General features: G+C 68.4%; 9 protein-coding genes. 2 read left to right on the top strand and 7 right to left on the bottom strand.

Translation table 11 applies throughout. From position 1 onward, the window contains the following. Window positions 1-15: 15 nt before the first annotated feature. Window positions 16-894 carry a formate dehydrogenase accessory sulfurtransferase FdhD gene (fdhD, locus tag M2282_RS22820; RefSeq protein WP_280811051.1) on the top strand — a complete coding sequence of 293 codons (879 nt, stop codon included), beginning with the start codon at window positions 16-18 and terminating at the stop codon, window positions 892-894. Window positions 895-933: 39 nt separating this feature from the next. Continuing rightward, the gene (locus tag M2282_RS22815) at window positions 934-1242 is read left to right on the top strand and encodes a formate dehydrogenase subunit delta (protein WP_280811050.1); all 309 of its coding nucleotides are present in this window, start codon (window positions 934-936) and stop codon (window positions 1240-1242) included. A 23-nt stretch (window positions 1243-1265) separates the two neighbouring features. Here M2282_RS22815 and M2282_RS22810 read toward each other — a convergent pair whose 3' ends face one another. The 7 genes from M2282_RS22810 to M2282_RS22780 all read right to left on the bottom strand — a co-directional run bounded on the left by M2282_RS22810 (window position 1266) and on the right by M2282_RS22780 (window position 10691). Further along, the gene (locus tag M2282_RS22810) at window positions 1266-1583 is read right to left on the bottom strand and encodes a hypothetical protein (RefSeq protein WP_280811049.1); all 318 of its coding nucleotides are present in this window, start codon (window positions 1581-1583) and stop codon (window positions 1266-1268) included. Window positions 1584-1676: 93 nt separating this feature from the next. Next, window positions 1677-5756 (bottom strand): translocation/assembly module TamB domain-containing protein, encoded by a 4080-nt coding sequence (locus tag M2282_RS22805; protein ID WP_280811048.1) that lies wholly within the window; start codon window positions 5754-5756, stop codon window positions 1677-1679. A gap of 14 nt (window positions 5757-5770) precedes the next feature. Then, the gene (locus M2282_RS22800) at window positions 5771-7699 is read right to left on the bottom strand and encodes an autotransporter assembly complex protein TamA (RefSeq protein ID WP_280811047.1); all 1929 of its coding nucleotides are present in this window, start codon (window positions 7697-7699) and stop codon (window positions 5771-5773) included. Between the two features lie 76 nt (window positions 7700-7775). Further along, entirely contained in the window at window positions 7776-8963 is a 1188-nt protein-coding gene (locus M2282_RS22795) for a vWA domain-containing protein (protein WP_280811046.1), read from the bottom strand. Between the two features lie 19 nt (window positions 8964-8982). Continuing rightward, entirely contained in the window at window positions 8983-9570 is a 588-nt protein-coding gene (locus M2282_RS22790) for a GNAT family N-acetyltransferase (RefSeq protein ID WP_280811045.1), read from the bottom strand. An 18-nt stretch (window positions 9571-9588) separates the two neighbouring features. Then, window positions 9589-9840, bottom strand: coding sequence for a hypothetical protein (locus M2282_RS22785; protein ID WP_280811044.1), 252 nt, complete (start codon window positions 9838-9840; stop codon window positions 9589-9591). Then, complete coding sequence (locus tag M2282_RS22780) at window positions 9837-10691, bottom strand: AAA family ATPase (RefSeq protein ID WP_042581872.1); 855 nt, start codon at window positions 10689-10691, stop codon at window positions 9837-9839. Before M2282_RS22780 ends, M2282_RS22785 begins: the two co-directional genes overlap by 4 nt. Between the last annotated feature and the right edge of the window lie 114 nt (window positions 10692-10805).

Genomic DNA, 10805 nt, shown 5'->3' with positions numbered 1-10805 from the left:
CAGACAGGAACGCGCATGAACATCGCTACCCTGCCGGCCGCCGAAGGCGCCGACACCTTCTGCGAAGGCGCGCTGCTGCTGCCCGTGCACGGCGTGCGCGGCGGCGAGGCCTACGCGGTGCAGGACTGGGTAGCCGAGGAAGTGCCCGTGGCGCTGGAGTTCAACGGCATCTCGCATGCGGTGATGCTCGCGACGCCGCTGGACCTGGAAGACTTCGCGCTCGGCTTCTCGCTGAGCGAAGGCATCCTCGATGCGCCGCACGAACTCTATTCAGTGGAGATCGCACCTTCGGACCTGGGCATCACGGTGCGGCTGCAGGTGTCGAGCGCCGCGTTCACGCGCTTGAAGCAGCGGCGCCGCACGATCGCGGGCCGCACCGGCTGCGGCCTGTGCGGCACCGAGAGCCTGGCGCATGTGTCGCGCGAACTGCCCGTGCTCGGCGACGCCGTGGCGCTGGATCGCCAGGCCATCGCGCGTGCGATGTCGCAGTTCCAGTCGCTGCAGACGCTGCAGCAGGCCACCGGCGCGGTGCACGCGGCGGCATGGTGTTCGGCCGTGGGCGAGGTGATGTGGCTGCGCGAGGACGTGGGCCGCCACAACGCGCTCGACAAGCTGATCGGCGCGCTCGCGAGCAACGACGTCGATGCGTCGGCCGGCTTCATCGCCGTCACCAGCCGCGCCAGTTTCGAGATGGTGCAGAAGACCGCGATGGCGGGGGTGCCGCTGCTGGCCGCTGTATCGGCGCCGACTTCGTTCGCGGTCGCCACGGCGGAACGCGCACGGCTCACGCTGGTTGGCTTCGCGCGCAAGGACGACCTGTCGGTCTACAGCCACCCGGAGCGCGTGACGACGGCCGGTCGGGATTTCACATCGACCGGAAGCCGCGCGCATTGACGCGAGCGACCGGCAACTTCATCTCTTCAAAGGCAGTGCATGCACGACCACGATCCGACGGCGCAACTGGTCAAGATGGCCAACCAGATCGGCAGCTTCTTCCAGGCCCAGTCGCCCGACAACGCGACCATGGCGACGGACGCGATCGCGGCGCACCTGAAGTCGTTCTGGGCGCCGAGCATGCGGCTGCAGCTGATCCGCGCGCTCGAGGCGGGCGGCGCGACGCACCTGATGCCGATCGTGGCGTCGGCGGTGCGCAGCCACCGCGCGAACCTGCTGCCGGGCGGGGCGCCCGAGCCTGCCGACAGGAAGGAGCAGTTTCCGCAGGGCGGCGGCGACGCGGGCTAGGGCCTGTTCACGCGACGCGAGGGTCAGACGGCGGCAGACGTGCGGCTCATCTGCTGGCGCTGCTGTTGCTGCTCGCTGTACGACTTGAGCAGCGCCTCGTAGCACAGGCACAGCGGCATCGCGATGAACACCATGCCCGCGACGTAGATCACCAAGCTCAGCACGGGAAAGTTGTCGCCGCCCCAGTGCGGGATCGACGTGGCGATTGCCAGGAGCGCCACGGCCGCGATCACCACATGCAGCACGCTGCGCACGAGCGCGATCCGCGAGGACGTCGGCATGTCGTGCATCTGGCGGTCGTGCACCGGGCTGTGGCGGCCCTTGTCTCCATCGTTTTTCATCGTCGCTCCTCGGTGAAGGCGTCGATGAATTGTTAACTCCGCATTCGGCCGGGTCAAGATCGAAGTCCCTTGCTTTTGGAACTCCGTTCGGGCTCAGTCGTACTTCACCGTGTAGATCAGGTCGAGCCCGCTTTTCTGGCCGGCCTGTCCGCGCAGCGTGAGGCGCTGCGTGAGGTCGTAGAAGATGAAGATCGTGCCGAAGGTGCCGCCCAGGCTGCGCTCGTAGGTGATGTAGAAATCCTTCGACAGCCGCTTGCCCAGCGTCACCGCCGACTCGCGCAGGTCGCCCCCGCTGCCCGGGCCCTTGAAGCCGAGCTCATCGAGCCCGAAGCGGCTCGCGAGGCTGCCGCCGCTGCCGCCCTTGCCGATCTTGCCCAGCACCGCCAGCGCGGCCTGCTGCAGCAGCGCCGATTCGCCGCCGCTGGTGGCCGAGGCGCGGCCGAGGATCACCCACGACAGCGTCTCCGCATCGGAGAGCGCCGGCTCGGAGTAGAGCTTCACGCGCGGCGACTGCGCGCTGCCCGAGATCTGCACGCCCGCGCGCTGCGAGATGTTCGGGCGGATCGCGAGGATGTCCAGCTGCGGGTTGTCGAAGGGGCCGTTGAAGCGCGCCACGCCGGTTTCAACGTCCAGCTGCTGGCCGTAGGCGCGGTACTGGCCCTTCACGGTCTTCACTTCGCCGGTGATGCGCGGCGGCGCATTGAGCTTGGTGCTGCGGATCTCCAGCTCGCCTTCGAGCCGCGTCGTGATGCCGCGACCCTGCACCGCGAAGTCGTCGCCCAGGTCGAAGTTGACGACGATGTCGGGCGGCTTCGCGGTCTGCGGCTTGGCGGCCTGCGCATCGACGCGTGCCGATTCGGCCTTGGCGGCTTCGGCCGCCTCGCGGTCCCTGGCGGCGGAGCGCACGACCACGTCGCTGCCCAGGCTGGGCGCCGTTTCGTCGGGCAGGATGATGACGGCGCGGTCGGTCCTGAGCTTGCCGCGCACGGTGAACTGGCCGTTGTCCAGGCGCGCCTGCAGGTCGCCCGAGAGCGTGACCTGCCGGTCGGTGCGCACCAGCACGCGCAGCGCGCGCAACTCGCCTTGCAGGGCCATGCGGATGCTCGGCGTGGAGGTGCCCGGTGCGCTTCCCCAGCTCATGTCGCCGCGCGCGGTGAGCGATCCGCCGTCGTTGTTCGCCTCGCTCGCCGCGGTGCTGCGGTTGCCGCTCTGGCCGCCGATGCGCGCCGAGCTGCCGGTGCCGCCCTTGAGGGAGAACTCGTTGATCTCGACGCGCTCGCCGGTCAGTGTGGCGCGCAGGCGCCCGTCGCGCAGGTCCAGCCCTTCGACCGGCGCGCGCAGCGCGAGCTTGTCGGCGCCCAGCGTGCCGTTCCAGCGCGGCGCGGCGCGGTTGCCCGAGAGCGCGGCGTTGGCGTCCAGCGTGCCGGCGATGCGCCAACCCGGCGGCGCGAGCATCGACCACACGCCCAGGTTGGGCAGCGCGGCCTTGATGCTGCCGGCCAGCGGCGCATCGGGCGCCCACTGCCAGCCGCCGGCGCGCTGCGTCACGCGCGTGCCGACGTCGGCGTTGATCTTGCCGGCGCGTTCGCTGTCCCAGGCGAGGGTGGCGCGCACCGCGTCGCCTTCGGCATCGAGCCGCAGTTCGGCCTGGCGCAGGCCTGCCGGTGTGCTGGGGGCTTCCGCACCGCCCGCGGAGGCGGAATTCATCGTGCGCTCGCTCGCGGTGCCGGTCCCGGTGCTGGTGATGCGGGTGACCAGCGCGGCCTCGCCGGCCAGCACGCGGATGTCGCCGCTCTGGCGCGCGATGCGGGCCTTGGCGCGCAGCGTGTCGCCGGCGTCGATGTCCCAATCGCCGTCGAACATCAGGTCGCCGCTGATGCCCAGGTCGCTGAGCGTGGAGCTCGCGCCGAAGGCGCCGGCCCAGGCCATCGGCAGGCCCTGCATCTGGCCCTTCGATTGCACGCGGAACACCTTGTTGGGTGCCGCGCCGCTCTGGCTGAAGCGCAGCGGCTGCCAGTCGATGCGCACGGTGCCGGGCACGGGACCGCGCAGCGTGGCGGAGGCGGCGGAGGCTTCGACGTCCAGGCGGGCGGGGCTTCCGCCCGCGCGGATGGTGGCGGTGACTTCGCGGCTCAGCTCCACGATCCACGGGTTGCCGGGGCGGGCGCTGTCCTGTGCCTGCAGCCGCAGGCTGGCGAGGGCGGCGCGCCACTGGTTGGTGCCGGCGATGCCGCCGCTGGCGCGGGTGTCGATCGTGATCTTCTGGGTGCCGGTGGTGGCTTCGCCTTTCAGCGTGAGCGCGGCCTGCGCGAGGCTGCCGGCGAGGTCGGCCTGCAGCTCGCGCAACTGCACCGCGGTGGCGGTGCCGCCCGGCTGCGCGGCCGGCAGGTTGAGGTCCAGGCGTGGCACGGTGAGCGCGGCCTTGAGTGTGGGCTCGGCAATGCCGCGCTGCGCAGGCGCATTCGCGTTCTCGATCCGGCGCTGGATGGTCTGCCAGCCGCCTTGCCAGCTCGCATCGAGCCGGGCCGAGCCCTTGGCCGTTGCGCCCGCGAACACGCCCGAAAGACCGGGCAGGCCTTCGACCCAGCGCTGCAGCGCGTCTGCATCTTCGATGCGTGCCTTGATGTCGCCTGCACCCGTGTTCGGCGCGATGCGGCCTTCGAGTTGCGCGCCGCCGCCGGGCAGCACGAGGTTCAGCTTGCCGCTCGCGGCCTGCTCGGCCACGCGCACCTGCAGCTTGCCGTCGACGCTCGCGCGCTGGGCTTCGATGCGCAGCGTGCGCAGGTCGAGCACCTGGTCTTTCCACTGGCCCTGCGCCAGCGCGCGGTCGAGCGCGAAGCCGGGGAGCGACTTGCTGCCCGCGCCGCCTTCGGCCTTGAGCGCGGCATCGAAGGTGATGGCGTCTTCGCGCTGCTGCGCCGTGACCTGGCCGCTGACGGGCGCGCCGGCCAGCTCGCTGTGCAGCGCGCCGGGCCGCACGCTGCGCACCGTCGCGCGGATCTGCCAGGGCGCGGGCGCGGGGCTCCAGCGGCCTTCTGCGTCGATGCGGCCGCCGCCGGCGCGCACCGTGGCTTCGGGGATGGTCCAGTGGGTGCCGTCGAAGCCGATACGGCCCTGTACCTGTTCGACTGGCAGCTTCGCCTTGTCCCACGGACCAGGCAGGGCGTTGCGGATGTCGGCCGAGGCCTTCCATGCGGACGGCCCCGCATCCGCATCGGGTTCGACCGAGACGGTGCCGGTGAGCTGCGTCTCCGGTGCGCCGGGCCACAGGCTCGATGCATCGACATTTCGCAGGTCGGCCTTGGCCTCGATCACCGGCTGCGGCAGCCACGGCGCGATCTGCGCCTGCAGCTTCGCTTCCATCGGTGCATCGGCGTTTTCTTCGGCGGGCTTGAGTTCGGCGGCGACCTGCAATCGCGCCGCGGTGCCGGCGAGCGTGCCCTTCACGGTGGCCTGTGCGATCACGTCGATGTTGCGGTCTTCGGCCAGCGGCGCCTTCACGCGGCCGTCGAGCGCCGCATCGATCGCCATCGGCGCGGGGCCCTGCAGCTTGACGCGCGCGCTGTAGTGGCCGTCGGCGATGTCGACGCCCTTCACTTCGAGCGCGTGTTCGGCGTTCTTGTAAGCGTAGCTGCCGGTGAGGTTCGTCGCCTGCAGCACGGGCGGCCCGGCCCAGCGCACCTCGTCGATGCGGAAGGGCACGTCCACGTCGACCGGCAGCACCAGCTGTTCGAGCGGCTTGGCGGGCTCCTCGTTCGCTGGGCCGCGCTTTTCGATCAACACCTGCTTCGCGTGCACCTCGCCGAGCTGTACCTTGCGCTGGAAGAGGGGCGCGAACTGCCAACCGATGGTGGCGTCGTTCACCTCGACGGCGATGCTCTCGCTCTGGTACTTGAGCCAGCCGATGTGCCCGCCGGTGCGCAGCGATCCGGTCACGTCGCGGCTCTCGAGCGTCTGGCCCGCGGGCAATCGCTGCGCTGCCTGTGCCAGCGCGAAAGCGAGCGACTTGTCGGAGCCCAGCCACCACCATGCGCTCGCACCGAGCAGCAGCACGGCAAGGAACAGGCCCGCGACGGTCCACGCCAGCGCGCGCATCGCACGGCGCGCGCGCGAGCGTTTGACCGCGAGGGGCGCGGAAGGCACGGGGGTGGGAACGGCTTCTTCGTTCGACATCGAAAGCTGCGGGGTCAGAAGGTGAAACCGAGGCGCAAGTGCAGGCGGAATTTCTTCGTGTCCACGCCGTAGGCGAGATCGGCCTGCACCGGCCCGACCGGGCTGCGCCAGCGCGCGCCCACGCCCACGCCCACCTTGGGCTTGAGTTCGCCGGGCTTGTCGGCCACGGCGCCGGCATCGACGAACACCACGCTCTCCCATTCGGTGAGCTTGTTGTTGTAGACGAAGGGCCGCTGCCATTCGACGCTTGCCACGCCGAGGTAGCGGCCAGAGACGGTCTGGCCATCGGCGCGCACGGTGCCGATCTGCTTGTAGCTGTAGCCGCGCACGGTGGTGTCGCCGCCGGTCAGGAACATCAGCGTGGACGGGATCTGGGCGGAGTCCTTCGCCGACACCGCGCCGGCCTCCAGGCGCAGCTGCAGGCGGCTGCGGCGCGCACGGGTCTCGGTGTCTTCGGCCGAGCCGAGGGGCACCACGCCGAGCCAGCGCGCATAGGTGCGGGTGAACGGCGTCTGCTGCCCGCTGAGCGTGTAGCCCGCCCCGAGTTCGAGCGCCAGCGCGTAGCCGCGCGTGGGCGCGGCGTTGTTGTCGAAATAGCGCCCGGTCCAGCCCCAGTTGGCGGTGACCGCCGAGGCCGAGGGCGGCGCATCGGTGCCACGGTTCTGTGCGTAGTCGTACTGCAGGAAGTAGCTGCGGTCGATGTGGTCGCTCGATTTGTTGCGCCCGCCGCGCACCCGGCCGCTGTCGACGATGTAGCTGCCCGCTTCCTCGCGCTTGAGCTCGGCGCCGGTGAACCAGCGCCAGCCGTTGTCGTTGGGGATCGCGTTCCACTCGGTGCCCAGCGACTTGACGTCGTTGTCCGCCGAGAGCCGCGAGACCGCCCGCCAGCCCAGCAGCGGGACCTGGTTGTGGATGTGGTCGATGGACAGGCGCGGGCCGTTGTCGGTGGTGAATCCTGCCCCCAGCACCACCTTCTGCAGCGGCGCTTCGCGCAGTTGCGCGATGACGGGTGCGGCCAGCGGGTTGCCGCTCTCCGTGTCGAGCGTGAGGAACACCGAGTCGTAGTAACCGCTGCTGGCCAGGCGCTGCTGCGCGTCGAGCAGCTTCTGCTGGTCGTAGTCGGTGCCGGTGGGCAGGCGCGCGATGCGGCGCGCGCCGTCGGGGTCGTAGCGCTGAAGGCCGTGCAGCATGAGCGGGCCGAACTTGTAGGCGGGGCCCGACTGGTAGGTGACGCTCAGGCGCGCCTCGCTGCGGTCGGCATCGACTTCGGCGCGGCTCACTTCGATGTTGCCGGTGGGGAAGCGCTTGGCCGTGAGGCTGCGCAGCGCGGTGGTCTTGGCGTCGTCCCAGGCCTGCTGGGTGAAGGGCAGGCCCGCGCGCAGGGCCCAGCCGGTGCGGATCGAATCGCGCTGCGCTTCGGCGGCCGTGTCGTCGGCAATGGCGCCGGCGTAACTGATCTGCACGTTGCTCACCTTGGTGGGCTCGCCGGGCGCGACGGTGATGACGATCTCGCGCGGCGCCTTGGCGCTCCCGGGCGTCTCATTGAGTTCGAGCGTCAGCGTGGGGGTGAAGTAGCCGAGGGTGCCGAGGAGTTCGCGGGCATTGGCTTCGGCCGCGACCATGAGGCGGGAGATTTCCGTTGCGCCAAGGTCGTCGAGCTCGCGATAGCGCTGGATTTCCAGATGAAGCGTGAGGTAGTCGCGAACGGCTTCAGGCCCGCGCACGTCGACGGTGAAAGCGTCGCGCTTGTCGGCTTTTTTCTCGTCCTTGTCGTCCTTGGCGGGGGTGCTGTCGGCATCACCGCTGCGCACGAGGCCGGCGACAGGCTTGCCTTCGCTGCTTTCTTTTTTCGGCAGCAAGCTGCAGCCTTGCAAAAGAAGGACGCCACAAAAAAGCAAAGCCGGCCACCACGCCGGCGAAAAAACGGAAACCACCCTGACCATGGGCGAATTCTGACAGCAAGACCTGCCGGTCTCTGAAGCTTCCGGATACAGGTGGCGCTGTCGCTGTGCCTGCGCGCTACTTGGACAGCATGCGCATCGCGTCTTCAAGTCCGCGCAGCGTGAGCGGGTACATGCGGTTGGACATCAGCTGCTGCATCACCGCGATGCTTTGCCGGTACTGCCACACGCCCTGGGGCTCGGGATTGATCCACGCGAACTTGGGGAAGGTGTGCGTCAGGCGCTGGATCCACTCGGCGCCGGCTTCCTCGTTGTTGTATTCGACGCTGCCGCCGGGCTGCAGGATCTCGTAGGGGCTCATGGTCGCGTCGCCGACGAAGATGAGCTTGTAGTCCTTGTTGTACTTGCGCAGGATGTCCCAGGTCGCGAACTTCTCGGAGAAGCGGCGCTTGTTGTTCTTCCACATGAAGTCGTAGACGCAGTTGTGGAAGTAATAGAACTCCAGGTGCTTGAACTCGGTCTTCACGGCCGAGAACAGCTCCTCGACGCGCTGGATGTGCTCGTCCATCGTGCCGCCCACGTCCATCAGCAGCAGCACCTTGACGTTGTTGTGGCGCTCGGGCCGCATCTTGATGTCGAGGTAGCCGGCATTGGCCGCGGTCGACTGGATGGTGTTGTCCAAGTCCAGCTCTTCCTCGTGGCCTTCGCGCGCGAACTTGCGCAGGCGCCGCAGCGCCACCTTGATGTTGCGCGTGCCCAGCTCCTGGCTGTCGTCGTAGTCCTTGTAGGCGCGCTGGTCCCACACCTTCACGGCGCTCTTGTTCTTGCCAGCGCCGCCGATGCGGATGCCCTGGGGGTTGTAGCCGCCGTTGCCGAAGGGCGAGGTGCCGCCGGTGCCGATCCATTTGCTGCCGCCCTCGTGGCGCTCCTTCTGCTCCTCGAAGCGCTTCTTGAGCGTGTCCATGAGCTCGTCCCAGCCCATCTTCTCGATCTTGGCTTTTTCTTCGGCGGTGAACTCGCGCTCCAGCGTCTTCTTGAGCCAGTCGAGCGGCACTTCCTTGGTGAAGTCGGTGAGCATCTCCACGCCCTTGAAGTAGGCGGCGAAGGCGCGGTCGAATTTGTCGTAGTGCTTCTCGTCCTTCACGAGCGCGGTGCGCGAGAGGTAGTAGAAGTCGTCGAGGCCGTAGGCGCCGTCGGAGTTGGGCCCCACCACGTCGGCCTGCAGTGCTTCGAGCAGCGTGAGGTATTCCTTGACGGACACCGGCAGCTTGGCTGAGCGCAGGGTGTAGAAGAAATCGATGAGCATGGAGGTCGCTCCTTGTGGTTCAGTCGCGCGGCTTGTCGAGCAGGTAGAGCAGCTGGGCCTTCACCTCAGGCCATTCGCCCGCGCGCAGGCTGTACATGACGGTGTCGCGGATGGTGCCGTCGCGGCGCATCGCATGGCCGCGAATCACGCCGTCTTTCTTCGCGCCCAGCCGCTCGATGGCGCGCTGCGAGGCGAAGTTGAAGTTGTCGGTGCGCCAGCCCACCACGTTGCAGCCGAGCGTATCGAACGCATGCGTGAGCATCAGCAGCTTGCAGGTGGTGTTGACGTGGGTGCGCTGGCAGCGCGCGGCGTACCAGGTGTAGCCAATTTCGACGCGCTTCACGCCGGGCAGGATGTCGTGGAAGCTGGTGCTGCCGAGCACCGTGCCGGTGGCGGCTTCGGTCACCGCGAAGGCGAAGCGATCGGCCGTTTTCAGCGCGGTCTCGATGTAGGCGCGGGTGTTCTCGGGCTCGGGCACGGAGGTGACGCGCAGCTTCCAGAGCTCGCCGTCGGCGGCCGCGGCGCGCAGGCCCTCTTCGTGGGCCAGCGCCAGCGGCACCAGCGCGATGTCGCGGGCCTTCAACGTGACAGGTTCGACAAACGCCATCTCACACACCCCTGAATTTCAGCTTCTCGGATTGCCGTACTTGCGCACATACCAGGCGCGCGCGATCTGCACCCCGCCACCGCCGCCCAGGCCGATCAGCAGGATGCCGAAGATTTCCTTGTTGCCGTAGCCCGCGGCGCCGAAGGCGTCGAGCCCCAGCAGCAGCCCGACCCAGCGGCCGAGCAGCGCACCGATGACGAACATCACCGCCTGGGCCACGCCCAGCTTGAGCAGCTGGCTCGTCGGATGCGGCCGCGGCGATTCGCTCATCGGTTGTTGCGCTGCATGAAGACCAGCTTCTCGAAGAGCGTCACGTCCTGCTCGTTCTTGAGCAGCGCGCCCACCAGCGGCGGCACGGCGACCTTGTCGTCCTTGCTCTGCAGGGCTTCGAGGGGGATGTCTTCGGCCACCAGCAGCTTGAGCCAGTCGAGCAACTCGGAGGTCGAGGGCTTCTTCTTGAGGCCGGGCAGGTTGCGCACGTCGTAGAAGGTCTTCATCGCGGCCGTGAGCAGCTCTTGCTTGAGGCCCGGGAAGTGCACGGCGACGATGTGCTTCATCGTCTCGGCATCGGGGAACTTGATGTAGTGGAAGAAGCAGCGGCGCAGGAACGCATCGGGCAGCTCCTTCTCGTTGTTGGATGTGATGAACACCACCGGCCGGTGCTTGGCGCGGATGAGTTCGCGCGTCTCGTAGCAGTAGAACTCCATGCGGTCGATTTCGCGCAGCAGGTCGTTCGGGAATTCGATGTCGGCCTTGTCGATCTCGTCGATGAGAAGGGCCACCGGCTCGTCGGCCGTGAAGGCCTGCCAGAGCACGCCCTTGACGATGTAGTTCTGGATGTCCTTGACGCGCTCGCCGCCGTCGACGTCGGACAGTTGCGAGTCGCGCAGGCGGCTCACCGCGTCGTATTCATACAGGCCCTGCTGCGCCTTGGTGGTCGACTTGATGTGCCACTGCAGGAGCGGCAGCCCCAGCGATTGCGCCACTTCCTCGGCCAGCATGGTCTTGCCCGTGCCGGGCTCGCCCTTGACGAGCAGCGGGCGCTTGAGCGTGATGGCGGCGTTGACCGCCAGCATCAGGTCCTGAGTGGCGACGTAGTTGTCTGAGCCCTTGAATTTCATGAGTGAACGCAAGCGAAGTGGAAAGGCAGGGTGGAGAAAAGAACACACTCGATGCGCGTCGTGCAGCCTCAGGGTTGGCCTGCACAGGGTTCCGGAAGACCCCTGCATATAATC

The organism is Variovorax boronicumulans, assembly GCF_029892485.1.
Taxonomy (GTDB): domain Bacteria; phylum Pseudomonadota; class Gammaproteobacteria; order Burkholderiales; family Burkholderiaceae_C; genus Variovorax; species Variovorax boronicumulans_B.
The sequence above is the reverse complement of the archived record's forward strand: the minus strand, read 5'-3'. Positions and strand labels throughout refer to the sequence as shown.